This is a genomic window from Thermococcus sp. LS1 (assembly GCF_012027395.1).
Classification (GTDB): Archaea; Methanobacteriota_B; Thermococci; order Thermococcales; family Thermococcaceae; genus Thermococcus.
Window position 1 is genome coordinate 388,076 of record NZ_SNUJ01000001.1, and the last position, 25,086, is coordinate 413,161.

Sequence of the window (25,086 nt, forward strand, 5' to 3'; positions counted from 1 at the left end):
GTGAAAAATGGACATCGTGGGACTCACCCCCGTGATACCAATACTCTTCGCCTTTGCTCTCCCGCTCACGTCAATAATAGTCAAGGGCAACAGGAAGGTGACTCAAGCTTACGCCCTAATAGGCACGGGCTTGACTTTACTCGCCTCCTACGAGCTTTTCAGGCAAGTTTATAACTCCAGCAAACCTCTAATCTACACTTTCGGCGGTTGGGCCGCCCCAGTGGGAATAATATATGAAGTTGACAGGATGAGCGCCCTCTTCGCCCTGGTTACTGCCGCACTAATGTTCCTCATTGCGATTTACAGCTACCGCTACCTGGAGCACGAGGAGGGCTTAGAGTGGTACTACACGCTCTACCTCGGCCTTGAGGCAGGTTTACTCGGCGTTCTCCTCACGGGCGACGCCTTCAACCTCTTCGTCATGATAGAAGTCACAAGCATCGCAGCATACGCCCTCGTCATGTTCTACAGGGACAGGGGCGATTCAATCTGCGCGGGTCTGAAGTACGCCTTTATCGGCGCTCTCGGAACGACCATGTACTTCCTCGCGCTTGGGGTACTCTACGGGGCGTTTGGAACATTGAACATGGCCAACTTGAGCGCATTAATCCACGGATTGAGCTTCCCGATAGCGGGCACCACCTACGGCAATATTGCGATAGCTTCAGGTGTTGCCTTGGCCTTGGCAACCTGGGCGTTCCTCATAAAGGCCGCAATAGTCCCGAACCACTTCTGGCTTCCGGAAGCCCACCCAGCAGCGCCGAGCCCAATCTCGGCCGTACTCTCTGGATTAGTCGTCAACGTCGGAATTTACGCACTCATCAGATTCCTCTACACCGTCTACAGCGGCGAAGTCAGCGGTTCGCTCGGTGGGGTTATCCACGCCCTCAGCGTTATCTTGATAGCCCTCGGTGCAGTCTCGGCACTCTTCGGTGCCCTTATGATGAACGTCCAGCGCGACGTGAAGAAGCTCATCGCGTATTCAACGGTAATGCACATGGGTTATCTGGCGATGGCGGTTGGCGTTGGAACCCAGCTGGCACTTCAGGCAGCGGCTTTCCACATCATTAACCACGCAATCGCCAAGGCCCTCCTCTTCCTCGCGGCGGGTGCCTTTATCCACGCGGTCGGCTCAAGGGACATCTCAGACCTGGCAGGCCTCGGCAGGCAGATGCCCGTTGCCACTTTCGGCCTGGCCATAGCAACCCTCAGCCTCGTCGGAATCCCGCCATTCAACGTCTTCTTCAGCAAGTTACTGCTCTTCAACGCCTTCATGGAGGAGAGCCCTGCCCTGGCCCTGGTCCTCGTGCTGAGCTCTGTGATTGCACTGGTGGCTTACGTTAGAGTGTTCCAGGAGATCTGGCTCGGCAAGCCCAGGGAGAATACTACCATCAAGGAGCATGGCAGCATGAGCGGGGTTCTGCTGATACTGGCAGTCGTCTGCCTGCTGCTTGGACTCTTCGCACCATACATCATCGAACACTACATCAACCCCGCTGTAAGCCAGGCCATGGACTACAAGCTCTACATCCAGACGGCACTGGAATACGCGGCAAAGCTGAAGATGGGCCTTTAATCCTTTTTATATTCTTCAGACACACTAAAGCACCAACGTGGAGGGAAGGAATTGATCGGAGCGGTTCTAGCAGGAGGCAGGTCAAAGCGCTTTGGTGGAAACAAACTTCTGTACAGAATCGACGGAAAGCCGTTAATCCTTCATACAATTGAGAGACTTGAGTCAGCGAATGAAATAGACGAAGTTGTCATTGTTGCTTCCCCTGAAAACGCTGAAAAGCTGAAAACCTTTGGCTACCAGGTTCTTGTTGATGAGCTTCTCGTTGGCCCAATTGGAGGAATATTTACGACCCTATACCTCGGGGATTCTTTCGTTGTTGCAGGAGATATGCCCACGCTCGTCCCGGAGTTCATCGACTACATAGTCCGCGAATTCAAAAAGAGTGAAAAGGTTACCTGCGTTCCGCGCTGGAGCAATGGGTACATAGAACCCCTTCACGCGGCGTATTCCAAAGACTTTCAGAAGGTTCTTGAGAAGCAGATATCCTATGGGGAGTATAAGATAAGGAACGCCATAGAAAAAGTCAGTGCCCGCTACCTGCCGATAGAGATGCTTCCGATAGAGTGGAGGGAAAGCTTTTTCAACGTGAACAGAAAAGATGACCTGGAAAAACTCGGTATTCTTGAACCTTTGGTTTAAAACGGGGTGTTACATACTTTTATTTTCAATTCTAAGCTTCAAAAAACCCTTTTAAAAGCAAACATCCAATCACATCTCAGAAGGGGGGGTAAACAAAACCGTAAAATAGTGTTTTGAACCAAGCGTTGGGGTGGGAGAAATATGGCATTCATTGCAACCTTCGTGTGGTGTTACATCCTGTGGTTGGTCCTCACCGCAGGAAGCAAAGGGATGCTGTGGAGCACCGAGGAACTCATCGCAGGAGTTATATTCTCGGCAATCGTGGCCTACGCTACCAGAAACGTCATCGGAGAGAAAGCGTCACGCTTCCTGAACCCAGTGAAGTGGGTGGGCTTCATAGTATACTCCATCGGCCCGCTCTTCTGGGGCATGGTCAAGGCTAACTTCGACGTCGCTTACCGTGTCATAACTGGCAGGATAAAACCAGGAATAGTGCGCGTCCCCGTGGATCTGGAGAACGACGCCCAGTACACCATCCTGAGCAACTCGATAACGCTGACGCCGGGAACACTCACCATAGATGCGTGCCCAGAGGAGAAGGCTCTCTACGTCCACTGGATAAACGTGACGGACCCACACCCGGAGAGCTCGGAGGTTCTAGCGGGTTCATTCGAGAAGTGGGCGAGGAGGTTGGGAAGATGATAGCGCCGGAGTTCTTCTACTCAGCCCTGATAGTCATGATAGGAGCATTCATGGCCCTGCTAAGGGTGTTCTTTGGCCCATCGGTTCCGGACAGAGTGGTCGGCGTTGATACCCTCAACACCCTGGTGGTGGCCGGCATGATCCTCCTCGGAGCGGCCTACGACAGGACGATATACATCGACATCGCGATAGTTTACGCCCTTCTGAGCTACATCGGAACCCTCGCGATAGCAAGATACCTCCAGGGGGGATTGGAATGACCGATTACGTCACCTATCTGATTTACGCGTTCCTGGGAATCAACATAATATTCAACCTGCTGGGAAGCCTTTCGCTCCACCGCTTCCCGGACGTTTACACCAGACTGCACGGCGCGACGAAGTGCACCACCTTCGGAACGATCTTCGCGGTTTTAGCCGTCATCGTTCACGCCCTTAACCAGCTCCACGTCACTGGCGACCCTAAGTACCTCCAGATGGCCCTCCACAGCCTCGTGGCGCTGATAGCCCTCCTCCTGACCAACCCGACCGGAGCACATGCAATAGCCAAGGCCGCCCACCTGAGCGGATACAAGCCCGCTAAGGCAGTCATAGATGCCTACGAGGAAAAGCTGAGGGGGGAGAAGCCATGAACGTTCTCTCGATTGACATGATAATCCAGTTCGGCATACTCATCGGCGTGCTCATGAGCGCTTACCTCACGATAACCTTCAGGGACCTGCTGAGCGCAGCTCTTGCCTCTGCTGCCATGAGCCTGCTCCTAAGCTTGGAGTTCTACATGCTCCACGCCCCGGACGTCGCGATAGCAGAGGCAGCCGTCGGAGCGGGAGTTGTTACGGCGATAGTGGTTTACGGAATAGCCAAAACGGAGAGATGGGAGCGTGAGGGACCATGAAGAAAGCTTTCGGAACCCTGGCGTTACTCTTCCTGCTCGGCGTTCTCCTCGTTGTGGCGAGCCCGTCGAACGGGATAAAATTCGGCCTCGGCGGTGAGGACTGGAAGACCTACCGCTACACTGATGAGTACTACATCCAGCATGGTATGGATGAGGTTGGTGGAACCAACATAGTTACGGACATCGTCTTCGACTACCGTGGCTACGATACCCTCGGAGAGGCCACCGTTCTCTTCACGGCCATAGCCGGTGCAGTTGCCCTTCTGAGGCCGTGGAGGAGGGATGAGAATGAGGAGTGACATGGGTCTCATCGTTAAGACCACTGCCAGAGCAACCATACCGCTCATAGGCATATTCGGCGCCTACGTGGTTTCCCACGGACACCTGACACCGGGAGGAGGTTTCCAGGGAGGAGCGACGATAGCTGGAGCCGGGATACTGTTCCTCATAGCGTTCGGCTTCGGCGAGATGAAGAAGCGCTACAACCACCATCTCTACTCGGTTCTCGAGGGGTTCGGAGGCCTAGTCTTCCTCGGAGCGGCCATGCTTGGTCTGGGTGTAGCATTCTTCTACAACGCGCTGTGGCACGAAGGTCCCATTCTCAACGGCCAGCCAGGAACTCTCCTCTCAGCTGGCTACCTGCCGATAATGAACCTCGCCGTTGGCCTTAAGGTCTTCACGGGGCTCATAAGTGCGCTCTTTGCAATAGCAGCCTACAGGAGGTGGAGAGAGTGATACCCTTCCAGTTCATCACCGCGTTCCTGATGGTCTTCATGGGCATCTACGCCCTCCTGTACAAGAGGAACCTCATCAAGCTCATCCTGGCCTTGAACATCATCGACTCGGGGATTCACCTCCTCCTGATAAGCCTCGGCTACAGGCTCGAGGCAGATCAGCTCCCAACGGCGCCGATATACACCGGCTACGAGACTGTAAAAACCGCGATGGTCGCCCCGATCCCGCAGGCGCTCACCCTTACGAGCATAGTCATTGGAGTCTGTGTTCTTGCCCTTGCGATGGCCCTCACGATAAACGCCTACAGGCACTACGGAAGCCTCGACGTTAACAAGCTCAGGAGGTTGAGAGGATGATGCTCCCGTACCTTATAACAATCCCGCTCTTCGGAGCCTTCGCGCTGCCCATAGTGAGCCTAGCCGGAAGAAAGGCGAGGGAGCTCTGGGCGATCCTCGTCAGCGCGTTAACCCTTGGGGTGGCGACGGAGGTTTTCAGAACCGTCTGGAAATCGGGGGAGGTCATGGTTTACACCCTCGGCGCGGAGAGCCCGCTCGGGCAGGGAGTTGACTTTCCAATCAGGATAGTCTGGGAGGTCGACCTGCTCGGTGCGATAGTTGCCCTCATGATTGCCTTCATAGCTTTCGTGGCTATACTCTACTCGACCGAGTACATGAGGCACGACACCGGACTGGAGAAGTACTACGCCCTCATCCTACTCCTCGAGGTTGGAATGCTGGGCATAGCCATAACCGGCGACCTCTTCAACTTCTACGTCTTCCTCGAGATAATGAGCATAGCCAGCTACGCATTGGTCGCCTTCAGGAACGACACCTGGGAGGGCATCGAGGCAGGTATAAAGTACATGTTCGCCGGCTCACTCGCGAGCGCGTTCATACTCCTCGGCATAGCCCTCCTCTACGGCCAGTACGGAACGCTGACGATGGCTTACCTGGCCAAGCAGATAGCTGCCAACCCAACATTCACCGCCAAAGTCGCTCTGGGCCTCATAGCCGGAGGACTGCTCTTCAAGAGCGGTGCCGTCCCGGTCCACATGTGGCTCGCCGATGCCCACCCAGCGGCACCAAGTTCGATAAGCGCCATGCTCTCCGGACTGGTCATCAAGATAGGCGGAACCTACGCCTTAGCGAGGCTTGCCTTCAGCGTCTACGGCATGGGAATAAACCTCAGAACCCTTGGGTGGATCATCATATTCTTCGCCTGCCTCACGCTCATAGTCGGTAACGCCATGGCTATAGTGCAGACCGACATGAAGCGCCTCTTCGCCTTCTCGAGCGTGGGACAGATAGGCTACATCCTCCTCGGAATCGGCATAGGCCTGGCAGCCTACGGAAGCGACGTCGGCGAGGTCGCTTTGGCTGGAGCCATCTACCACACCGTCAACCACGCCCTCATGAAGGCCCTCCTGTTCCTTGTCGCGGGAGCGGTCATACACCAACTCGGAACCAAGAACCTCAACGAGCTCAGCGGAATAGCCAGAAAGATGCCGGTAACGAGCTTCGCGTTCCTCGTCGGTGCTGCGGCGATAATAGGCCTTCCACCCCTCAACGGCTTTGCAAGCAAGTGGCTCATCTACGAGAGCTCGGCGCTCTTCAACCCGTTCCTTGCTGCGATAGCCGTCATAGGCACGGCCTTCTGTACGGCAGCATACATCAGGGTGCTCTTCACCTTCTTCGGAAGGCCGAGCGAGAAGGTTATGAACGCGAAGGAGCCAGGAAAAGCCATGCTCGTACCCATGATGATCCTAGTCCTGGCGATAATCCTCATGGGACTCTTCCCGTGGGCGATAAGCGAGAAGGTCATGATTCCGGCGGCGAAGATGCTGGAGAACGTTGGAACCTACGTCTCAGCCGTGCTGGGGGGTGCGTGAAATGTTCGGCTACTGGGATGCCCTCTACTTCGTTTACGTCTTTGCCATAGGCCTGATCATCTCTTACCTGCTCTACAAGTGGGCGGAAAAAGCCAGCACAGGAACAAGGAGAACTGGCGACGGCACCAAGATATTCCTCAGTGGTGAAGACCCTGACAGAGTTATCCCTCAGTTCGAGCACTTCCAGGGATACGTCACGGGCAGGCACGTCATGTGGGGCCTCATCAGAGGCATACACAGGATGTTCCTCGTCTTCCGCAGGGAGCACACCGGCCTGTTGAGCGACTACATCAGCTACCTGCTCGTTACCGTTGCCCTCATCGTGGGGGCTCTCATAGTGTGGGGGTGAGATGAATGGCCATTAAGGTTCCCGCTAACGGTTCAAACGGAACGTCAGAGCGCGAGATGCTAGAGAAGAAAATATCGAAGCTCTGCAAGTACCTGGGACGCTCACCCTGGGTGTTTCACGTTAACTCAGGCTCGTGCAACGGCTGTGACATCGAGATAATCGCCGCTTTAACGCCGCGCTACGATGCGGAGCGCTTCGGAGTCAAGCTCGTAGGAACGCCGAGGCACGCCGACATACTGCTCGTCACCGGACCGATAACCGACCAGAGCCTCGAGAGGGTCAAGCTGGTCTACGAGCAGACGCCCGATCCAAAGGTGGTCATCGCGGTCGGAGCGTGCCCCACCGGCGGAAGCGTGTTCTTCGAGAGCCCGTTCACCAACGCGCCGCTGGACAAGCACATACCCGTGGACGTCTTCGTTCCGGGCTGCCCGCCGAGGCCGGAAGCGATACTCTATGGCGTTGTCCTGGGACTTCAGAAGCTTATAGAGAAGATAGAGGGGGGTAAGGAATGAACGTTGATGAGTTCGTCAAGGTCTTCGGCGAGAGGTTTCCAGAGGCAGAGATAGTGGTTAGCGAGAACAAGCAGCCCCATCCGAAGAAGAGGATCTGGATCCAGGTCGATAGGAGCATCTTCAAGGACGCCATGAAGTTCATCAAAGAGCTCGACCCCATGGCCCAGTTCTCGATCATAATAGGCATGGACGCCGGAGATAAGCTCGAGGCCAAGTACCACATGGAGCTCTTCTGGGAAGAGGGCGAGAGTCTGTCGGTCATAATCGGAACGAGCGCTCCGAAGGACGACCCCAAGCTTCCAACGGTTACCGACGTCTTTCCGAGCTCACTGCCCTACGAGAGGGAGATACAGGAGTTCCTCGGACTGTTCTTCGAGGGAATCCCTGACCCGAGGAGGCTTTTCCTGCCCGACGACTTCCCGGAGGGAATCTATCCGCTGAGGCTCGACGAGACCGGAATCAAGCCCGAGATGGTCAAGAACGCAGGACACCCCTATAAAATTAAGAAGGAGGGCTCGAAATGAACGGAAAGCTTGAGTACTGGGTTAAGATTCCGATTGGACCAATTCACCCCGCACTGGAGGAGCCCGAGAAGTTCATACTCACCCTCGACGGCGAGAGGATAATTCACGTCGACGTCAAGCTCGGCTACAACCTCAGGGGCCTCGAATGGATCGCCATGAAGAGGAACTACATCCAGATACTCTACCTAGCGGAGAGGATATGCGGAATCTGCTCCTTCTCCCACAACCACACCTACTCAAGGGCCGTAGAGGAGATGGCCGGCATAGAAGTGCCCGAGAGAGCCGAGTACATCCGTGTGATCATAGGCGAGCTTGAGAGAATCCACTCCCACCTGCTCAACCTCGGTGTGGTTGCACACGCCATAGGCTACGACACCGTCCTCCACCTCAGCTGGCTCGCCAGGGAAAGGGTCATGGATATCCTCGAGGCCATAGGTGGGAACAGGGTCAACTACTCCATCAACATGATAGGCGGCGTCAGGAGGGACATCGAGGAGAAGCACAAGAGGGCCATCCTCGACATGATAGAGTACTACCGCAACGAGGTCATGCCCAAGGTGGAGGAGATATTCCTCTACGACCCAACCGTTGAGGCCCGCCTGAGGGACGCCGGAGTCATCCCGAAGAGGATAGCCATAGAGTACAGTGCACAGGGACCAACTGCAAGGGGAAGCGGTGTCAAGAAGGACGTCCGCTACAACGAGAAGCTCAGCGTTTACCCCGACCTCGGCGTGAAGCCGATAACCCCGAAGGAGTTCACTGGAGTTATCAAGGGAGACGTTTTCGACAGGATGGTCGTCCGTGTCGGTGAGCTCTGGCAGAGCATGGACCTCATAGAACGCGCTTTAGACCAGATGCCCGAGGGCAAGATAAAGGCCGTCCCGAAGGACAATGCACTCCTCTTCCAGCTCAAGAAGGCCGATGGAGAAGGAATCGGAAGGTACGAGGCTCCGCGCGGAGAGCTCATCCACTACGTCAAGGGACAGAAGGGCAAGGACATTCCGGCGAAGTGGAAGATGAGAGAACCAACGTTCCCGAACCTCTTCGCCATAGCGAGGGCCCTCGTCGGCGAGCAGGTTGCGGACGTTCCGGTCGCGATAGCTTCAATCGACCCGTGCCTGAGCTGTACCGACAGGGTTGCTGTGATAGATGCCAGCACCGGTAAGAAGAGGATTCTCACCGAGAAGGACCTCCTCAAGCTCTCGATAGAGAAGACGAGGGAGATCAACCCGAACGTCAAGGCCAGACCCGAAGTAGTGGGTGTTGGCTGCCCGAGGGGTGGTGGACTATGAACGTGCTCTATGCTACTCTGGGATTCATAGCGGTTTACGCTTACGTTTCCTTCGCCTCACTGCTCTGGGGAGGAATAGACAGGAAGCTAGTTGCTAGAATGCAGCGCAGGATGGGCCCGCCGCTGCTCCAGCCGTTCTACGACTTCCTCAAGCTCGTCGGCAAGGAGTCAATAATCCCCAGGAACGCCAACAAGTTCTTCGAGCTGGCCCCCGTGCTTGCCCTCGCGACCTCGATAGCTCTCCTGGCCTACACGCCGCTCGGCTTCGAGCCGCTCTTTGGAACCAAGGGTGATGTTATACTCTTCATCTACCTGCTGACCCTCATAGGATTCCTCAGAGTGCTCGGTGCCGTCAGCTCCGGCTCTCCCTACGCCCAGATAGGCGCCCAGAGAGAGATGATAATCCTCGTCTCCAGGGAAGCGCCTATGATGTTGGGCCTCTTCACCGTCCTCTGGCGCCTCAACGAGTTCGGCGTCACGAAGCCGTTCAGCATGGGGACCTTCTACGAGCACAACATATGGGAGCTCGGAACGCCGCTGAGCTTCATAGGAACACTGATACTGCTCTTCGTCTTCCTGGTCTGGCTGGCCAGTGAGATAGAAGTCGGTTACTTCGACATCCCGGAGGCAGAGACGGAGCTTGCAGAGGGAACCATGGCCGAGTACAGCGGCAGACACCTGGCTCTCTTCGAGCTCGCCAACGCCATAAAGGCCTTCGTCAGCGCGAGCCTCGTCGTAGCAATATTCCTCCCTTGGGGCATCTCACCGTACCTTGGACTGAGCGGAACCGAAGGAATGATAGTTGACCTGCTCTTCCACACGCTGAAGGTCTTCGCGGTGCTCTTCGTCAGCATGAGCGTCTTCAGAGCAGTGACTGGCAGGCTCAGGATCACGCAGGCGGTGAACCTCTTCTGGACGAGGCTCCTGCCGGCGAGCATAGTTGGAGCCCTGCTGCTGGCCATAGACGCCATGGGGGTGATAGCATGAAGGTTCCACCGACCCTGTCAACGGTGCTCAGCAACCTGTTCAAGAAGCCGGCCACGAACCCGTTCCCGAATACCGAGCCGGTGCCGACCCCAGAGGGCTTCAGGGGCAAGCTCGTCTACGACGTCGACAAGTGCGTCGGCTGCAGACTCTGCGTCATGGTCTGCCCAGCGGGGGTCATAGAGTACGTGCCGGAGGTCAGGAAGGTCACCTTCTGGCTCGGAAGGTGCGTCTTCTGCCAGCAGTGTGCTGACGTCTGCCCCGTCAACGCCATCAAGATGAGCGACGAGTTCCTCCTGGCTACCTACGACAAGTACGACGACAACCTCCGCTGGTTCAAGGAGGACGAGATAGCGGAGCTCAAGAGGAAGCTCGAGGAGCAGAAGAAGGCAAAGGAAGCCGCGAAGAAAGAAGGGTCAAAGTGACCCTTTCCATTTCTCTATTCCTATTCGTTAATGTACTTTTCTGAACGTCCGTACTCAATAGCATACTACAGCGAGCCGTTTTTTGGACTTATGTAAAGAGTTGTTCTCTTTCTATTTGTCAAATTTCAGGTTATTAACCATTTGTTTTAGAAATGCATTTATAAAATTCTGACAAGTTACTATTGAGATTTCGGGAAAATACGCCCGATACGGGTTTAAAACTTAAAGTTGAGGTGGGAAAATGGGGTTTGCCGCACCGTTCCTGTGGTCCCTTATCGTTTACCTGCTCCTAACAGCGGGCTCAGGAAACGTCATTGCTTGGAGCCCTGAGGAGCTTCTTGCGGGAGTTGTAATAGCAGCCATCATAGGCTACGCCACCAGAAACGTCATGGATGAAAAAGTGAGCTACTTCTTCAACCCGAAGAGATGGCTGCTTATGATAATCTACGCCATCGGACCCCTCTTCTTCGCCATGGCCAAGGCCAACTTTGACGTCGCCTACAGGGTCATAACGGGCAAGATAAGACCCGGAATCGTCAAGATATCCCCTGGCCTGACGAGGGACGAGAGCAAAACGATTCTCGCCAACTCAATAACTCTTACTCCAGGAACTTTCACGCTCGAGATAGATGATGAGGGCAACTTCTACGTCCACTGGATAAACGTGCCCAAGGGAAAGGAGAAGCCCACGCCCGAGGAGCTGTGTGGATACCTTCCTAAATGGGCGAGGAGGATTGGAGAATGACGGTCGATGCCATGTTCATGTGGGCCCTGGCCCTGCTCCTGTTCTCGGCGATGCTGACGCTGATAAGACTTCTAGTAGGACCAACGATACCCGATAGAGCGGTTGCTCTGGACTCCATGACGACAACAACAGCCGGAGCGATGGTTCTCTACGGCGTGATAACAAGGCAGGCCATCTTCATCGACGTCGCGCTGGTCTATGCCATTCTGAGTTACATAGCAACCCTCTACATAGCCCGTTATCTGGTCAAAAAGAGGGTGGGGTTGGCATGATAGAGTGGACCATAGGAATTTTCCTCGCGATTGGGGTTACCTTCAACCTGCTGGCCAGCATAGGAATACTCCGCTTCCCTGACGTTTATACCAGAATACACGCCGCGACCAAGTGCACCACCTTCGGAACCATCTTCATAGTGCTCGCGACGGTCACTTACTCGATATACTCCTACTACTGGGTCCAGAAGGACCCTGCATGGATAACGATAGGAATACATTCGGCCCTTGTCGTCATCTTCCTCGTTCTGACGAACCCTGTCGGAGCCCATGCGATTGGGAGAGCCGCGAGGAAGTCGGGCATAAGACCCTATGGAGCCGTAATCGATGAACTGGAGGGTCGCTTATGAACTTTGGGGAGCTTTTCTGGGCGGTTCAGATATTAGCGGCCTTTGGGCTTCTGGTGTCCGCAATAGCCGCTGTCCGCTTCAAGAACCTCGTTGCGGCAGTCATAGCAATGGCCGTCTTCAGCCTGATACTCTCCCTGGAGTTCTACATCCTCCAGGCCCCGGACGTTGCCATAGCGGAGGCCGGTGTTGGAGCATGTCTGACAACGGCGATGTATCTTCTAGCGATAAAGAACACCACCGACGAGGAGGTGATAGAATGAGAAGGTCACTCGGCCTCTTCGCATTCATCGGGTTCACCCTCTTCCTGCTGGCTGCCGCAATCAGTCTGAGGCCCTTCGGGGAGCCTGTTCACACGGAGATGGACACCTACTTCATCCAGCACGCCCAGGAGGAGGCCTCGGCCAACAACGTTGTGACGAGCGTAGTCTTCGACTACAGGGGCTTTGATACCCTCGGAGAGGCGACCGTTCTCTTCACGGCAGTTGCAGGTGTCCTGATGGCCCTCAGGAAGAGGGAGGTGAGCTCATGACCACCGTCATAATAAAGACAACGACGAAGTTCCTCGCATCGCTGATACTGACCTTCGGAGCCTATATAATCCTCCACGGACACTTAACACCTGGTGGTGGCTTCCAGGGCGGAGCGGTTTTTGCGAGCGGTTTGGCGCTCCTCATAGTGGCGAACAGGTACGATGACGTTAAGAGAGCCTTTAAGAGAGTTCCGCTCAGCAGTCTTGAAAGTATCGGAGCCCTCGGCTTCCTTGGGACTGCCGCTCTGGGTTTCATGGGATACACATTCTTCAAGAACGTCATAGCCAACAGCGGCTTTCCGCTCTTCGGGGAGCCGACACCAATCGGAATAAACCCCGGCTACCTCAACACGGGCGGAACACTGACTTACATGAACATCTTCGTTGGAACTAAGGTCCTTGCAGGTTTGACTAGCATAATACTGATTTTCTTCCTTCTGCTGGGGGTGAAGAAGGATGAATAACGTGATTCTGGCTAACCTTCCCTTCGTCGTCGTGGCTCTGCTCCTGGCCATAGGGTTCTACACGATAGGCTTCAAGCGGAACCTCATCAAGGTGGTCATAGGTATTGAAATCCTCGAAGGAGCCGTCAACCTCTTCCTGGTGGCTTTGGGCTATGTCAAAGGCGCCTACGCGCCGATATACACCATGGCACCCGAGGATGCGGTGAACAACATGGTTCTCCCGACGCCCCAGGCGCTTACCCTCACAAGCATCGTCATCGGAGTCGCCGTTTCAGCCCTCATGCTGGCCTTCGCGGTCAACATATACCGCCACTACGGAACCCTTGACGTCACAAAGGCCAGGAGGCTGAGAGGATGATGGAGCACCTCCCGGCTCTGATGATAGCGGTTCCCCTCTTCGGAGCGTTCACAACTCCACTGTTCAAGAAAAGGGGAAGTGCGGCGGCCGTATGGGCGCTCATAATCGCCACCACAACGCTTGGACTCTCGCTCCTCCTCGTGAGACAGATTCTCAACAGCGGGCTCATGGTGTACGTCTTTGGAGCAGACAAACCAACGCTTGTCCTACCCTCCGGCTACTCCGTCCCGATAAGGATAATCTTCGAAGTTGACGCCATAGGCGCCTTTATGGCACTCTCGGCAACACTCATGACGTTCATCGGCGCGCTATACTCCTACAACCACGTGAAGAACGAGACCGGCCTTGAGAAGTACTACGCGCTGCTGCTCCTCCTCGAGGTCGGAATACTCGGAATGGTGCTCACAGGCGACCTCTTCAACCTCTTCGTGTTCCTCGAGATAGCCGGCATAGCCGGTTCGGCTTTAGTTGGCTTCAGGAACTACAGGGGAGAGGCCAGCGAGGCTGGAATAAAGTACCTCATAGTCAGCGCAATCGCTTCGCTCATGGTGCTCTTCTCAATAGGACTCCTTTACGGCGAATACGGAAACCTGAACATCGCCTACCTCAGCACGCAGATCAGGTTCAGCACGGTTGACATGATAGCCCTTGGAATACTCTTCACATCCTTCGCCATGAAGTGCGGCTCAGTGCCGACCCATCACTGGGTTCCGGATGCCTACACCGAAGTTCCGTCCGGGATAAACCCGGCCCTCCTCGTGGCGACTTACGCGAGCCTCTACGCCCTATTTAGGATCAGCTTCACGCTCTTCGGAAAGATAAGCCTCAGCATGAGCAACGTCGGCTGGATAATGTGCATCCTCGGTGTCCTCACGATGTTCATAGGCGTTACCATGGCACTGGTTCAGAAGGACGTCAAGAGACTGATGAGCTACCACGCGATTTCCCAGACGGGCTACATGCTCCTCGGCGTTGGCGTTGGCTTGGCGGTTCTCAACGACCCGGCCAAGCTCGCAGCCTTCGGAAGGGACGCGATGGCAGGAGGAATATTCCACATCATAAACCACATCATCTACAAGAGCCTCCTCCTCATGACTGCCGGGGCGCTGTTCTACGTCACCGGAACTAGGAACCTCAACGAGATGGGCGGCTTAGCGAGGAAAATGCCCTACACGACGATAGCCTTCATCGTCGGTGCGGCGGCCATATCAGGAATCCCGCCCTTCAACGGCTTCGCCAGCAAGTTCCTCATCTATGAGACATCCTATCAGCTCAACCCGCTGTTAGCGGTCTTCGCCCTGGTGACCAGCGTTTTAACCCTCGCATCGTTCGTCAAGGTCTTCGCGTCGGCCTTCCTCGGCCCGCCGGTCGAGAAGTACGAGAATGTCCGCGAGGTCCCGAAGGCCATGGTAGTGGCGATGCTGATACTGGCGGGGCTGTGTATACTTTTCGGCCTGTTCCCGAACCTGGTGCTCGACAAACTGGTCTATCCGGCCGTTGACGCGCTGCTGAACCTCGCCCAGTATCAGACGTGGGGTGGTGTCCTATGAACTGGCTCGAGCAACTGACCCTGAAGTCCCCCGCGGGCTTCTGGAACCCGATACTGTGGCTGGCCTTCCTGGTGATCTTTGCAATCATAGGCTACATCATCTACTCCCGCGGAAACAGAGGCTACAAGCCCAACACCGAACAGGTCAAGCCCTACCTCAGCGGCAACCCGGAGCCTGGGAAGGAGGAGATACGCGTCCGTGCCGGAGACATCTACTGGGGCTTCGTGGAGGCGCTGAAGAGCTACTACTCCGTTCTCATCAGGATGCACAGCGGCGACGTGAGGGACTACATCCTCTGGTATCTCGGGGTGGGTGCGGTTATACTGTTCATCCTCGTGGGGGGTGTGTGAATGGGGAAGCTCACCAGCTTTAAGCGCTCCCTCTGGGTTTTCCACGCATCTGGAGGGAGCTGCAACGCCTGTGATATAGAGATAATCGCAGCCTTAACACCGCGCTACGATGCGGAGCGCTTTGGAATCAAGCTCGTGGGTAGTCCGAGGCACGCGGATGTGCTGCTCGTCACAGGCGCCATTCCAAGGGACTTCGCCGACAAGCTGAGGCGCATATACGAGCAGATGCCTGACCCGAAGGCCGTTGTGGTCATCGGAAACTGCGGAACGACTGGAGGAGTCTTCTACGACTCCTACAACATAGCGGGACCGATAGACGAGATAATCCCTGTGGACGTCTACATTCCGGGCTGTCCACCGAGGCCAGAGGCGATAATAGACGGCATAGTGAAGGCCTGGCTCAAGATAGAGAAGCTGGAGAAAGAACTGGAGGGGAAGAAGGAATGAGAGAAGTCCTCAGCGCGGAAGAAGTCCTTAAGAGGCTCAAGGAGACACTCGGAGAGGCCCTGCTGTCCCACGAGATAAGGGAGTACACGATGGGTGTCAGGAGAAAGAGAACCTACCAAGAGCTGTGGATTGAAATAGACAGGGGGACCTTCAGAAAGGCCGTCGAGACCATATTCGGCATCGACTATCCCCACCTGCACTTCATAACCGGTGAAGACCCCGGAGGGGAAGTTCTCAGGATGGTCTACTCCTTCGGCCTGTTCCACGGGCTGCCGTGGAAGGAATTGAGCGTTACCATCACGTTCGAGCTCCCGAAGAGCGAGCTCGTTCTGCCGACGATAACAGACCTCATGCCCGGTGCTGAGACCAACGAGAGAGAAATCCGGGAGATGCTGGGCGTCGAGTTCGAGGGGCTGAAGAACACGAGGCACCTCTTCCTGCCCGACGACTGGCCCGAGGGCAAGTACCCGTGGAGACGGGACGAGTACGGCGTCGAGGACATGGTGAAGCACACCCACAGGAGCGTTAACGAGATACGGAGGGGTGAATGATGGGGAAGACGACCTACTACGTTCCCGTCGGGCCGATTCACCCGGCTCTGAAAGAGCCGATTCGCGTTGAGGCTAAGGTGGAGGGCGAGAAGATAGTCGAAGTTGATGTCAAGAGGGGCTTCGCCCACAGGGGAATCGAGTACATGGGCATGAAGAGGAATGCCATCCAGACCCTTTATCTCTCCGAGAGAATATGCGGAATCTGTTCAATCTCTCACCCCTACGCGTTCGTCATAGGGAGCGAAAAAGCTCTGGGAATAGAGGCCCCCCCGAGGGCTCAGTACATCAGGACGATAATCGGCGAACTGGAGAGGATACACAGCCACATCCTCTGGCTCGGGGTTATAGCACACGAGATGGGTTTCGACTCGCTCCTCTTCTGGACGTGGAAGGGCAGGGAAAAGGTGCTCGATCTGCTGGAGCTGCTTACCGGGAACAGGATAAACTACTCCGTCTTCATGATAGGGGGCGTTAGAAGGGACATCAAGGAGAGCCACATGAAGGCCATAAGGGATGCGATAAACTACTACAGAATCTTCACAGAGGAGATGAAGGAGATTTTCCTCTCCGACCCGGTCTACAAGGCAAGAACCCGCGGTGTCGCCCAGCTCTCGAAGGAGATGGCCCTCAAGCTCAACGTCGTTGGCCCCGTGGCGAGGGCAGCCGGACTGAGGGTGGATGTGAGGCAGGACAACCCCTACGACGCCTACGCCGATATCGACGTCAGGGCCATCGTTCCCCAGGATATCATCGGCGAAGCAAGGGGAGACGCCTATGACATCACCATGGTGAGGATATACGAGATAGAGCAGAGCCTTGACATAATCGAGTTCTGCCTCGACAACATGCCCGAGGGCAAGATAATGGCGATTCCAAACTACGTCGTGCTGCTGAGCAAGATAAGGAAAACCCAGGGCGAGGCCATAGGGATGCACGAGGCACCGAGGGGTGAGGTGATACACTACTTCAAGTACGACGGCAAACGCGACGGTCCAGCCGTGTGGAAGGTCATAGCACCGAGCTACAACAACATCAACACCTGGGGCCCGCTCCTCCTCGGGGCGGAGGTGGCGGACATACCAATAGTTGTCGCCTACATCGACCCCTGTATGTGCTGCAACGACAGGGTGGCGGTAGTCAGGGACGAGAGTGGCAGAATCATAGACCCCACAACGCTTCACAGGAAGGCGGTCGAAAAAACCCAGAAGCTTAGGAAAGAGCTGGGGGTGGGAGCATGACCCCCGAGACCCTGGCATATGCCTTCACCTTCCCGATCCTCGGAATCTTCCTTGGACTCGTCTACAAGGGTATAGACAGGCGTATCTCCGCCAGGCTGACGTCGAGAATAGGCCCGCCAATAAGGCAGCCCTTCTGGGATGTTGGGAAGCTCCTCCTCAAGGAGACAGTCGTTCCGGAAAATGCCGTGGCAGGGATATTCAATGCCATGCCAATAGTAGCGTTTGCCTCCTCAATGACGCTGCTCCTCTACATACCCTTCGGAGTGCTTAGGGCTCCCCTCGAAGGCTATGGAGATTTGATAGTCATCCTCTACCTGCTCACCCTCCAGTCTCTCACCATGGCCATAGGCGGCTTTGCCTCCGGAAGCCCGTTCTCATCCATAGGAGCGCAGAGGGAAATGGTGCTCATGATGAGCTACGAGATGCCGCTCGCTACGGTAATAGTCGGCTTTGCCCTCGTTTACAGGAGCTTCTCCCTAACCACGATAGCGACGACGCCAGTCTGGAGCCTCACCGAACCGCTCGCGGCTATAGGAATTCTGCTGCTCTTCGCGGCACTGCTCGTGGTGACTCCGGCGGAGCTGGCAAAGCTGCCCTTCGACATAGCCGAGGCCGAAACGGAGATATGTGAGGGTATGCTCGCCGAGTACAGCGGAAGGAACCTAGCCCTCTTCTACCTCTCCGACGCGGTCAGGGGCTTCGCTATGGCTGCATTGGAAGTTGTACTGTTCCTCCCGTTCACCCTCGATAGCCTCATCAACCTCGGGCTCACGGGATGGGCGTACTACACAGTGGAGGCGCTGTGGTTCCTCTTCAAGGTCATGGTCATCTACCTTCTCGCAATAACGCTCGTCAGAACTTCCTTCGCGAGGTTCAGAATAGAGCAGGCTTCAAGGATATTCTGGATCTATGTCAACATAGTGGCGCTGGTGGGACTGGCGCTCGTGTGGATGGGGGTGTGAAGAATGGTCAACAAGATGATGTTCGTCCTGCTCAAGCAGCTCGTCAAGAAGCCAGCAACGAACCCATTCCCCGTCAAGCACGCGCCGAGCAACGTCACAGAGCTCATAGAGAAGGTCCAGAAGGGGGAGGTTAAGATAAATCCGCCCGTCCCGACGCCGGAGGGATTCAGAGGGAAGCTGCACTATGACCCCGAGAGGTGTATCGGCTGCAGGCTGTGCATAATGGTCTGCCCTGCCGATGCCATGGAGTGGATACCAGAGCTGAAGAAGATAAGGCACTACGTTGCCAGATGTATGTTCTGCGCACTGTGCGTTGACGTTTGCCCCGGCAAAAAGTTCCCCGGCGAGGAGAAGGCCGTTAAAGCCCTCAGCATGAGCGAGGAGTTCCTCTTAGCCGACTACGACAAGTACAGCGACAACCTCATAGAGGAGCCGCCCGAGGCGAGGGAGATCGTGAAAAAAGAAGTAAACGCGGCAATGGAGTCAGAAAGCTAGCCCAAGCCCCCATACTCTCTTTTATCCCCAGTAGGATCCATGGTCTCCCGTAGGCGTCACTATCGCCCCTCATCGTCTATGGAAGGATTTTAGAATAGAGGGAGGATTTTGAATGAAATTTTTCATAAACGGGACGCCGATTCTGGTTTCCTAGTTTTGAACCTCAGCCCTTTACCAGCTCATCGTACCTCTGCCTCAGAAGCTCATAGTGACCCCACTCAACGTCGGCCAGCTTGGCGTAGAGTTTCCTGAGCTCTTCATCACCAACCATCTCGGAGAGGGACTTGTAGGACTTGTAGGCTATCAGCTCGCTCTCCATCGCGGCCTTGAGTATCTCCTCGAGCTGGTCGGCCCTCTCGAACTTATCGAGAAGGGGCAGAACTTCAAACGGTGGAACCTCACTCCTCGGCTTTCTGCCGTACTTTACTCTGAACTGCTCCTCCAGATCTTTTGCGTGCCCTACAGAATCCTCGGCAAGCTTCTCAAAAGTCTTCACGAGCTCCTCACCGAGTCCGAGGTCTCTGGCTCTTTTGGCCAGCTCCCTGTAAAATTTTGCCTCCTCCTTCTCACCCTCTATCCAGTAAGCCAGGACCTCCTCGTAGTTCAATTTTTGAAGGGCCGCCACTATCTCGTCAACGTCGTACATGGCCAATCACAATAACACTACTCCCTATGGGACTAAAAACCTTGAGTTCACCTCACGAACCATATGAGAATGACCATAATAAGGTACGTCGCGACGCTGAGGACTATGTGAACCTTGATCCAGAAGTCCCTTCGTTCCGAGAGGAAGATGAAAGCCCCGCTGAGCATCGTCAGGCTCATGAGGGCAAAGGTAAGATAGCCGAGCGTGTGGTGGTCTATCATCCTGGGACACCCACGGGGAAGATGTAGAGAGGAACGCCTTCGGTTCCGAGTATCTCAGCCACCTGATCCTCGTAGAAGGCCCCAACAGCGACGGTTCCAAGTCCAAGGGCGGTGGCCTGAAGGTATATGTTCTGTCCGATGTGTCCGGCCTCCATGTGGACGTACATTATTCCTCTGTCGCCGTAATAGGAGGTCGTTCTCTCGTAGAAGGCCACAAGGACTATGTCAACCGGAGCGTTTCCGACCCACTTCTGGTCGAGGGCGGCCTTCTGCAGTGCCCTCCTGTAGTCGCCCTCCTTTACCAGCGTCAGGCTGTGCTCAAAGGGGTCGTAGTGGTAGATACCCGGCTCAAGGCCCTCGACGTTTCCAACGACAATGTAGACCTCAAAGGGATAAGTGGCGCCGGCGCTCGGGGCGCTTCGTTTGTTCCCGTGCGTTATGCCCTGAGCCGCCCAGAGAAGCTGGGAGAGCTGCTCCAGGGTTAGGGGCTCGTTCCTGTAGGAGCGTATGCTCTTTCTCATCGCTATGGCCTCTTCAAGGCTCATCTCGCCTGTTAATCTGGGCTCCGGAAGTAGAACGACTTCGCCTGAGATGGTCTCACCTCCTCCACGCCCGAGATAGGGCTTTACGAGTATCAGAAGCGAAGAGACTATGACGAGCAGAATCACCATATACGAGACGTGTCGGTAGTCCATGTTATGAATTGGTCTTTAATCGTATTTTAGGTTTCCCACTAGTCCTTCACCTCGAACCTGAGCATCTCGTCGGGCTTGAGAACCCCCACTCCAGCCTTCTTTCCGATAACCTCGACGACTAGGGTGTATTCCGGCTCGCTCAGATTAACTTTGAGTCCGTAGCGCTCGACGATTAGAGAGCCGAGGTCAATCTCAAGCTCCCTCGCCTTGAGTGCCTTGTTTCCCCTAACCTTCGCCCGAACGGCGAAGGTTCCATCGATTTTTTCTGCAAGTTTAAGGGCGGCTTCCTCTATCTCCTCCCTTCGGGCGGGGACAAGAACTTCCAGCGGAATGACCCTCTGTATTGCCTGCGTTTCGAAGCGCTTAAGCCTTTCGAGGGCTTCCTCTCGGGACAGGGGGGTCTCGGCCAGGAGAACACCCTTCCAGTCCGTTCCCTTGACCTTAACCTTCTCCAGCGCCCATTCCAGCTCGAGGATTGCATCCCCCTCACGGCCTTGAGGTGCCGTAACGAGCAGAACTGTCATTTTTGCTCACCAATGGACAAGCTTTTATATTTCACAACCCTAAACTATGCGGTGAGTTAAAATGGAAACCGGCGGCCTTAAGCTTTACCCCTACCAGTCATACGAGGTTTATGGCCTTTCTCGGAACCCCTTCGAGCAGCTCGCAAGTGAGGGAATAGCCGACGTCGAGGGCATTCACGTCTATCAGGAAATCGACATGCGCCTGCAGATGATACTCTCCGAGATCATAGGAAATAAAAGCTCCATAGCCCTCTCCATAGTCGGTCCCCTCGGAATGGGCAAAACCCAGAGGCTGAAAACCATAGCAAAGGCCATCGAAGAGAATAAAGGAAAAGCCATCTACGTCAAGGTTGATACCAATGACATCCTCAAGCTCACGCGCGACATATTCTACGCACTGAAGCCGCCAAAGAGCAGGACGAACATCTTCCTTGAGAACCTCTCAAGAAAGCTCGGCTTCATCGACCGCTTAGAGAAAATGCTCAGTTCACGTCAGGAGTACAAGAGCAGGGATATAGCCGAGCTTTTGACGGAGCAGATGGGCAAGTACCCCTACTGTGCCCTTCTCCTCGACGAGCTCGAGAACATGCAGACCGCGAGTGAGCAGGAAAAGATACAGTTCTTCGAGATGTTGAGACACTTCATAAGCAACATGCCCAAGGGTTGTATAGTGGCCTTCGCCTGTGTGCCCGAGGCCTACGAAGAGTACAGCAAGATATTCCCCGCATTCTTCATGCGCCTGCATTATGAGTTCAAGCTGAGGCCGATGAGCCTCGACGAGGCTTACGAGCTCGTCAAGAAGAGGCTCAACATGGTCAGGATAAGGGACACCGACGACCCGCTTTATCCGTTCACGGAGGAGGCCATAAAGCTCATCCACGAGCTCGGAAAGGGCAACCCGAGACAGATTCTTCGCTTACTTCACTACGTTCTGAGCGAAGCTGCCAAGCACAAGTTCGATCCGATAGACGACTACGTGGTCACGACTATCCTCGAGGAGCCCAAGAGCCTTGAGGAATACCTCACGAGGATCCCGAAGGACTACAAGGACCTCGTCGAGGCGATAGTCTTCGAGTTTAACGGCGGACCGATCAGCTACATACAGGTCGCGAAGCACGTCAAGAAGCCCGGAATACAGGTCTATGATCAGCTCAACGAGCTAATAAGGCTCGGCTTCCTCGTCGGTGATCCAAAGGGCAACTACAAGGTTCCAGACTACGTCAGAAAGTTCCTTGAGGAGGCTTCGAATAAGGAGGAGAAAGAATGAACTACGAGGAGCACGTGCTGGCCGGGATAATAACCTATCCCCTGGCCATCGCGGTGGCTTCCCTCCTCAAAAACTTCGGTTTTCCGATTGAGCTCAGCACAATAGCAATGGTGCTCGGCTACGCCCTCTACGTTTTGGGAAGCGACCTGCCGGACATGGATCATCCCAACGCCCTCATCCACCGCGGAACGAAGCCGCTGGTCTCAGTTGCAGTCGGCAGCATCGTCTACCTCAGGAGCGTGGACATGGTAAACATCGGGACTGAGTGGGAGAACATCACCCTCGCATGGGTTCTTGGGGCCATAGCAGGAGTCATATCATGGTATGGCTTCACGGCCATAATGCCAAAGCACAGAGGCATAATTCACTCCCTGCTCTTTGCCTTCGTTTACGGTCTGCTCGCATTCGCCCTTGGGAACTTTGGTATTGGACTGCCATCTGGAGAATCCGTCTTCCTCGGCTTCGCGGCCTTCAGCGGCTACACGCTCCACTTGATACTCGACAGGGACGTCTCGCTGGTGTGAGGGAAAGGTTTATCGTTCCAAGGGGCAACACCCATCGGTGGTGCTATGGATCCGGGAGTTTTCTTTTTCTTCTTGATCATATTCATTATCTTGGCGATCATCCTCTGGGGCCATCGCCAGCGGGAGACTGCTAAGCAGAAAGCCGAAAGGTTCAGGGAAGGGTTAAGGATCGAGGGAAACGAGCTGGTTCTCCCGAGGAGAATGAGGCTCGTTAAGGGGAGACTCACCCTTAAGGGGTACTGGTCGAGCTCCGGGAGGAGCCGACATTACCATATCGACAGGAAGTTCACTCAGAGTGAGGAGTTAGAAACAGACAGAATAGAACTGAAGCCAGAGAGGTTCTCCCTGATCATGAATAAGAGCGAGGAGACCCTAATAGATGTTCCAGCGTACCTCCTCATGGAGCCAGAGCTCGAGAACATCCTGCTGATACCCATAATTCCGTCCTACAGGTTCGAGATCGACAAGCAATCGCTGGAGGCCTCAAAGGAGATGGAGTTCGCCCATGCAAGGATTGACCTAACCGAATGGGGCTTTTCCGGAAGGCTCTACGCCACCGTTCAGAAGTGCAGGGGAGCGAGGGTGGAGCTGAAGAGGAAAGGCCCTAAGGTCACTGAGAAGCTTGCTGAAACGAGGGAAAGCGCTGAATTCAGCAGGGAATTCATGAGGGAGAAGCTCATGATAATTTCCAACAAGAACGTCGTCGATCCGAGGGAGTTCAAGAAGGTCCTTGGAAAGAGCATCTTCCTAGAAGGACACGGTGAGTACATCATAGAGCTCACCCTTGACGTTCCCCTTGGGAGCGACATCCACGACAGGGCAACTTTGATGGCTGAACCAGGAGAGGAAATACCAGAGGGCGAAACAAGGGTCGAGATCGTGATTTGAATACACATCCCTGGGCAATAATGCTTTTAAATAGCCCACGTTAGAAAAGCCTGGAGGTGGGAGAGATGTTTAGTCTGGGAGGATTTTCACGCGGAGGCGAGTACGAGAAGAAGGCCTGGGACGTGCTCATCATAGGCGCCGGACCGGCTGGCTTCACCGCAGCGATATACGCGGCACGCTTCGGACTGAAGACCCTGATAATCAGCAAAGACCTCGGCGGAAACATGGCACTGACGGACCTCATAGAGAACTACCCCGGCTTCCCGGAGGGCATCAGCGGCTCGGAGCTGACCACCCGGATGCACGAGCACGTCAAAAAGCTTGGCGTTGACATAGTCTTTGACGAGGTCGAGAGGATCGACCCGACCGAGTGCGCCTATTACGAGGGCCCGTGCAAGTTCGTCGTCAGGACGAAGAACGGCAAGGAGTACAAGGGCAAGACCATAATCATAGCCGTCGGTGCCGCCCCAAGGAAGCTCAACGTTCCAGGCGAGGCCGAGTTCACCGGCAGGGGAGTCAGCTACTGCGCCACCTGCGACGGCCCGCTCTTCAAGGGCAAGAAAGTCATAGTTGTCGGCGGCGGAAACACCGCCCTGCAGGAGGCCCTCTACCTCAAGAGCATAGGAGTCGACGTCACCCTCGTCCACAGGCGCGACAAGTTCAGGGCCGACAAGATACTCCAGGACAGGTTCAAGGCCAGCGGAATTCCGACGATACTCAACACCGTCGTCACCGAGATCAAGGGAACCAGCAAGGTCGAGGCGGTGAAGCTCAAGAACGTTAAGACCGGCGAGGAGACGGAGATGGCCGTTGACGGCGTCTTCATCTTCATAGGATACGAGCCGAAGACGGACTTCGTCAAGCACCTCGGCATAACCGACGAGTACGGCTACATCCCAGTTGATATGCACATGCGCACCAAGGTCAAGGGCATCTTCGCGGCCGGCGATATAACCAACGTCTTCAAGCAGATAGCCGTTGCAGTCGGTCAGGGTGCCATCGCTGCCAACTCAGCGAAGGAGCTCCTCGAGGAGTGGAACGGGAAGGCAGCGGAGTGAGCTTCAGAGTCATCTCTTTTCATTTCTCGCTTTCAGCCGTCTCTGACACATCATCATAAGGAAGGGCCGAACGGCTTTCATCTTCTTCGTCAAAGAGAAAACCCCGGTCAAAGAGCGATATTAAGACAAAAACCCACAAAGCCATGAACGGGATTACCTTAACTGCCATGTCAAGGGCGGCTATTAAATCCCGCTCACCCATAAGAACCTCCATGGCAGCAATCACCATTATCGAGGCGATGGAACTAGCCAGAAGGGCTTTACCAAAATCCCCTCTCTTTCGCTCCTTCCGTTTGATGCTCCAGTAAAACTTCACCACCATCATACCGAAAATCGAAACTCTTCTAAGTTTATTAACTTTGCGTCCCCACGGGCGGTGGTCTTTTATGAGCTCACGCTTTTTGGCGTTCTCCCGAAGATTTTTCGACCAAAAGTGTTCATTGATGAACATAGGATTATATAGGAGAAGTTCCTTCTTCCATCGGTGATGCAC

The 25,086-nt window shown here is 55.0% G+C and carries 39 protein-coding genes; 34 read left to right on the forward strand and 5 right to left on the reverse strand.

Annotation, left to right across the window (positions count from 1 at the left end; translation table 11 throughout):
• The first annotated feature begins 7 nt into the window (after window positions 1-7).
• From E3E26_RS02125 to E3E26_RS02270, 30 genes are all read left to right on the forward strand, one after another.
• Window positions 8-1,576 (forward strand): proton-conducting transporter membrane subunit, encoded by a 1,569-nt coding sequence (locus tag E3E26_RS02125; protein ID WP_167899692.1) that lies wholly within the window; start codon window positions 8-10, stop codon window positions 1,574-1,576.
• 51 nt (window positions 1,577-1,627) lie between these two features.
• Complete coding sequence (gene mobA, locus E3E26_RS02130) at window positions 1,628-2,215, forward strand: molybdenum cofactor guanylyltransferase MobA (RefSeq protein ID WP_167899693.1); 588 nt, start codon at window positions 1,628-1,630, stop codon at window positions 2,213-2,215.
• A 141-nt stretch (window positions 2,216-2,356) separates the two neighbouring features.
• Window positions 2,357-2,857 carry a monovalent cation/H+ antiporter subunit E gene (locus E3E26_RS02135; protein ID WP_167899694.1) on the forward strand — a complete coding sequence of 167 codons (501 nt, stop codon included), beginning with the start codon at window positions 2,357-2,359 and terminating at the stop codon, window positions 2,855-2,857.
• Window positions 2,854-3,117, forward strand: coding sequence for a cation:proton antiporter (locus E3E26_RS02140; protein WP_167899695.1), 264 nt, complete (start codon window positions 2,854-2,856; stop codon window positions 3,115-3,117). Before E3E26_RS02135 ends, E3E26_RS02140 begins: the two co-directional genes overlap by 4 nt.
• Window positions 3,114-3,488, forward strand: coding sequence for a monovalent cation/H(+) antiporter subunit G (gene mnhG / locus E3E26_RS02145; protein ID WP_167899696.1), 375 nt, complete (start codon window positions 3,114-3,116; stop codon window positions 3,486-3,488). The genes E3E26_RS02140 and mnhG (E3E26_RS02145) overlap by 4 nt, the downstream gene beginning before the upstream one ends.
• Window positions 3,485-3,751: a DUF4040 domain-containing protein gene (locus tag E3E26_RS02150; RefSeq protein WP_167899697.1), complete on the forward strand. Its 267-nt coding sequence runs from the start codon at window positions 3,485-3,487 to the stop codon at window positions 3,749-3,751. The genes mnhG (E3E26_RS02145) and E3E26_RS02150 overlap by 4 nt, the downstream gene beginning before the upstream one ends.
• Window positions 3,748-4,050, forward strand: coding sequence for a hydrogen gas-evolving membrane-bound hydrogenase subunit E (gene mbhE / locus E3E26_RS02155; protein WP_167899698.1), 303 nt, complete (start codon window positions 3,748-3,750; stop codon window positions 4,048-4,050). The genes E3E26_RS02150 and mbhE (E3E26_RS02155) overlap by 4 nt, the downstream gene beginning before the upstream one ends.
• Window positions 4,040-4,486, forward strand: a complete 447-nt coding sequence (locus E3E26_RS02160; RefSeq protein WP_167900108.1) for a Na(+)/H(+) antiporter subunit B — start codon at window positions 4,040-4,042, stop codon at window positions 4,484-4,486. Before mbhE (E3E26_RS02155) ends, E3E26_RS02160 begins: the two co-directional genes overlap by 11 nt.
• Entirely contained in the window at window positions 4,483-4,842 is a 360-nt protein-coding gene (locus tag E3E26_RS02165) for an NADH-quinone oxidoreductase subunit K (RefSeq protein WP_167899699.1), read from the forward strand. Before E3E26_RS02160 ends, E3E26_RS02165 begins: the two co-directional genes overlap by 4 nt.
• On the forward strand, window positions 4,839-6,374 hold the full coding sequence (locus E3E26_RS02170) for a proton-conducting transporter membrane subunit (protein WP_167899700.1): 1,536 nt from the start codon (window positions 4,839-4,841) through the stop codon (window positions 6,372-6,374). Before E3E26_RS02165 ends, E3E26_RS02170 begins: the two co-directional genes overlap by 4 nt.
• A 1-nt stretch (window position 6,375) precedes the next feature.
• Entirely contained in the window at window positions 6,376-6,723 is a 348-nt protein-coding gene (locus E3E26_RS02175; protein WP_167899701.1) for a hydrogenase, read from the forward strand.
• Window positions 6,724-6,728: 5 nt separating this feature from the next.
• On the forward strand, window positions 6,729-7,235 hold the full coding sequence (locus E3E26_RS02180) for an NADH-quinone oxidoreductase subunit B family protein (RefSeq protein WP_167899702.1): 507 nt from the start codon (window positions 6,729-6,731) through the stop codon (window positions 7,233-7,235).
• Complete coding sequence (locus E3E26_RS02185; RefSeq protein ID WP_167899703.1) at window positions 7,232-7,759, forward strand: NADH-quinone oxidoreductase subunit C; 528 nt, start codon at window positions 7,232-7,234, stop codon at window positions 7,757-7,759. Before E3E26_RS02180 ends, E3E26_RS02185 begins: the two co-directional genes overlap by 4 nt.
• Window positions 7,756-9,051, forward strand: a complete 1,296-nt coding sequence (locus tag E3E26_RS02190) for a nickel-dependent hydrogenase large subunit (protein ID WP_167899704.1) — start codon at window positions 7,756-7,758, stop codon at window positions 9,049-9,051. Before E3E26_RS02185 ends, E3E26_RS02190 begins: the two co-directional genes overlap by 4 nt.
• Complete coding sequence (locus E3E26_RS02195) at window positions 9,048-10,037, forward strand: respiratory chain complex I subunit 1 family protein (RefSeq protein WP_167899705.1); 990 nt, start codon at window positions 9,048-9,050, stop codon at window positions 10,035-10,037. The genes E3E26_RS02190 and E3E26_RS02195 overlap by 4 nt, the downstream gene beginning before the upstream one ends.
• Window positions 10,034-10,459, forward strand: coding sequence for a 4Fe-4S binding protein (locus tag E3E26_RS02200; RefSeq protein WP_167899706.1), 426 nt, complete (start codon window positions 10,034-10,036; stop codon window positions 10,457-10,459). The genes E3E26_RS02195 and E3E26_RS02200 overlap by 4 nt, the downstream gene beginning before the upstream one ends.
• Before the next feature lie 241 nt (window positions 10,460-10,700).
• Window positions 10,701-11,204 (forward strand): Na+/H+ antiporter subunit E, encoded by a 504-nt coding sequence (locus E3E26_RS02205; RefSeq protein ID WP_167899707.1) that lies wholly within the window; start codon window positions 10,701-10,703, stop codon window positions 11,202-11,204.
• The gene (locus tag E3E26_RS02210; RefSeq protein WP_167899708.1) at window positions 11,201-11,476 is read left to right on the forward strand and encodes a cation:proton antiporter; all 276 of its coding nucleotides are present in this window, start codon (window positions 11,201-11,203) and stop codon (window positions 11,474-11,476) included. The genes E3E26_RS02205 and E3E26_RS02210 overlap by 4 nt, the downstream gene beginning before the upstream one ends.
• A complete protein-coding gene (mnhG, locus tag E3E26_RS02215) occupies window positions 11,473-11,826 on the forward strand; it encodes a monovalent cation/H(+) antiporter subunit G (RefSeq protein WP_167899709.1) in 354 nt (117 codons plus the stop codon). Before E3E26_RS02210 ends, mnhG (E3E26_RS02215) begins: the two co-directional genes overlap by 4 nt.
• Window positions 11,823-12,086, forward strand: a complete 264-nt coding sequence (locus E3E26_RS02220; protein WP_167899710.1) for a hydrogenase subunit MbhD domain-containing protein — start codon at window positions 11,823-11,825, stop codon at window positions 12,084-12,086. Before mnhG (E3E26_RS02215) ends, E3E26_RS02220 begins: the two co-directional genes overlap by 4 nt.
• Entirely contained in the window at window positions 12,083-12,355 is a 273-nt protein-coding gene (mbhE, locus tag E3E26_RS02225) for a hydrogen gas-evolving membrane-bound hydrogenase subunit E (protein WP_167899711.1), read from the forward strand. The genes E3E26_RS02220 and mbhE (E3E26_RS02225) overlap by 4 nt, the downstream gene beginning before the upstream one ends.
• On the forward strand, window positions 12,352-12,819 hold the full coding sequence (locus E3E26_RS02230) for an MnhB domain-containing protein (RefSeq protein WP_167899712.1): 468 nt from the start codon (window positions 12,352-12,354) through the stop codon (window positions 12,817-12,819). Before mbhE (E3E26_RS02225) ends, E3E26_RS02230 begins: the two co-directional genes overlap by 4 nt.
• A complete protein-coding gene (locus E3E26_RS02235) occupies window positions 12,812-13,177 on the forward strand; it encodes a sodium:proton antiporter (protein WP_206204299.1) in 366 nt (121 codons plus the stop codon). The genes E3E26_RS02230 and E3E26_RS02235 overlap by 8 nt, the downstream gene beginning before the upstream one ends.
• A complete protein-coding gene (locus E3E26_RS02240; protein ID WP_167899713.1) occupies window positions 13,174-14,727 on the forward strand; it encodes a proton-conducting transporter membrane subunit in 1,554 nt (517 codons plus the stop codon). Before E3E26_RS02235 ends, E3E26_RS02240 begins: the two co-directional genes overlap by 4 nt.
• A complete protein-coding gene (locus E3E26_RS02245) occupies window positions 14,724-15,077 on the forward strand; it encodes a hydrogenase (protein WP_167899714.1) in 354 nt (117 codons plus the stop codon). Before E3E26_RS02240 ends, E3E26_RS02245 begins: the two co-directional genes overlap by 4 nt.
• A complete protein-coding gene (locus E3E26_RS02250) occupies window positions 15,078-15,524 on the forward strand; it encodes an NADH-quinone oxidoreductase subunit B family protein (protein WP_167899715.1) in 447 nt (148 codons plus the stop codon).
• A complete protein-coding gene (locus E3E26_RS02255) occupies window positions 15,521-16,075 on the forward strand; it encodes an NADH-quinone oxidoreductase subunit C (RefSeq protein WP_167899716.1) in 555 nt (184 codons plus the stop codon). Before E3E26_RS02250 ends, E3E26_RS02255 begins: the two co-directional genes overlap by 4 nt.
• On the forward strand, window positions 16,075-17,313 hold the full coding sequence (locus E3E26_RS02260) for a nickel-dependent hydrogenase large subunit (RefSeq protein WP_167899717.1): 1,239 nt from the start codon (window positions 16,075-16,077) through the stop codon (window positions 17,311-17,313). Before E3E26_RS02255 ends, E3E26_RS02260 begins: the two co-directional genes overlap by 1 nt.
• The gene (locus E3E26_RS02265) at window positions 17,310-18,275 is read left to right on the forward strand and encodes a respiratory chain complex I subunit 1 family protein (RefSeq protein ID WP_167899718.1); all 966 of its coding nucleotides are present in this window, start codon (window positions 17,310-17,312) and stop codon (window positions 18,273-18,275) included. Before E3E26_RS02260 ends, E3E26_RS02265 begins: the two co-directional genes overlap by 4 nt.
• Window positions 18,276-18,278: 3 nt before the next feature.
• Window positions 18,279-18,770 carry a 4Fe-4S dicluster domain-containing protein gene (locus tag E3E26_RS02270; protein ID WP_167899719.1) on the forward strand — a complete coding sequence of 164 codons (492 nt, stop codon included), beginning with the start codon at window positions 18,279-18,281 and terminating at the stop codon, window positions 18,768-18,770.
• A gap of 163 nt (window positions 18,771-18,933) precedes the next feature.
• On the opposite strand, the gene E3E26_RS02275 is transcribed toward E3E26_RS02270, so the two are convergent.
• The 4 genes from E3E26_RS02275 to E3E26_RS02290 are packed head-to-tail and all read right to left on the reverse strand — an operon-like array spanning window position 18,934 to window position 20,856.
• Complete coding sequence (locus tag E3E26_RS02275) at window positions 18,934-19,416, reverse strand: ferritin family protein (protein WP_167900110.1); 483 nt, start codon at window positions 19,414-19,416, stop codon at window positions 18,934-18,936.
• Between the two features lie 47 nt (window positions 19,417-19,463).
• On the reverse strand, window positions 19,464-19,637 hold the full coding sequence (locus E3E26_RS02280) for a hypothetical protein (RefSeq protein WP_167899720.1): 174 nt from the start codon (window positions 19,635-19,637) through the stop codon (window positions 19,464-19,466).
• Window positions 19,634-20,332, reverse strand: a complete 699-nt coding sequence (locus tag E3E26_RS02285; protein WP_167899721.1) for a SagB/ThcOx family dehydrogenase — start codon at window positions 20,330-20,332, stop codon at window positions 19,634-19,636. Before E3E26_RS02285 ends, E3E26_RS02280 begins: the two co-directional genes overlap by 4 nt.
• A 38-nt stretch (window positions 20,333-20,370) precedes the next feature.
• Complete coding sequence (locus E3E26_RS02290) at window positions 20,371-20,856, reverse strand: THUMP domain-containing protein (RefSeq protein ID WP_167899722.1); 486 nt, start codon at window positions 20,854-20,856, stop codon at window positions 20,371-20,373.
• Between the two features lie 61 nt (window positions 20,857-20,917).
• Here E3E26_RS02290 and E3E26_RS02295 point away from each other — a divergent pair, with 61 nt between their 5' ends.
• The 4 genes from E3E26_RS02295 (at window position 20,918) to trxB (ending at window position 24,593) form a co-directional block, all read left to right on the forward strand.
• Entirely contained in the window at window positions 20,918-22,123 is a 1,206-nt protein-coding gene (locus E3E26_RS02295) for an AAA family ATPase (protein ID WP_167899723.1), read from the forward strand.
• Window positions 22,120-22,647 carry a metal-dependent hydrolase gene (locus E3E26_RS02300; RefSeq protein WP_167899724.1) on the forward strand — a complete coding sequence of 176 codons (528 nt, stop codon included), beginning with the start codon at window positions 22,120-22,122 and terminating at the stop codon, window positions 22,645-22,647. Before E3E26_RS02295 ends, E3E26_RS02300 begins: the two co-directional genes overlap by 4 nt.
• A 45-nt stretch (window positions 22,648-22,692) precedes the next feature.
• Window positions 22,693-23,535 carry a hypothetical protein gene (locus E3E26_RS02305; protein ID WP_167899725.1) on the forward strand — a complete coding sequence of 281 codons (843 nt, stop codon included), beginning with the start codon at window positions 22,693-22,695 and terminating at the stop codon, window positions 23,533-23,535.
• A 65-nt stretch (window positions 23,536-23,600) separates the two neighbouring features.
• Window positions 23,601-24,593: a thioredoxin-disulfide reductase gene (trxB, locus tag E3E26_RS02310; protein WP_167899726.1), complete on the forward strand. Its 993-nt coding sequence runs from the start codon at window positions 23,601-23,603 to the stop codon at window positions 24,591-24,593.
• A gap of 19 nt (window positions 24,594-24,612) precedes the next feature.
• On the opposite strand, the gene E3E26_RS02315 is transcribed toward trxB, so the two are convergent.
• Window positions 24,613-25,086: a hypothetical protein gene (locus tag E3E26_RS02315; RefSeq protein WP_167899727.1), complete on the reverse strand. Its 474-nt coding sequence runs from the start codon at window positions 25,084-25,086 to the stop codon at window positions 24,613-24,615.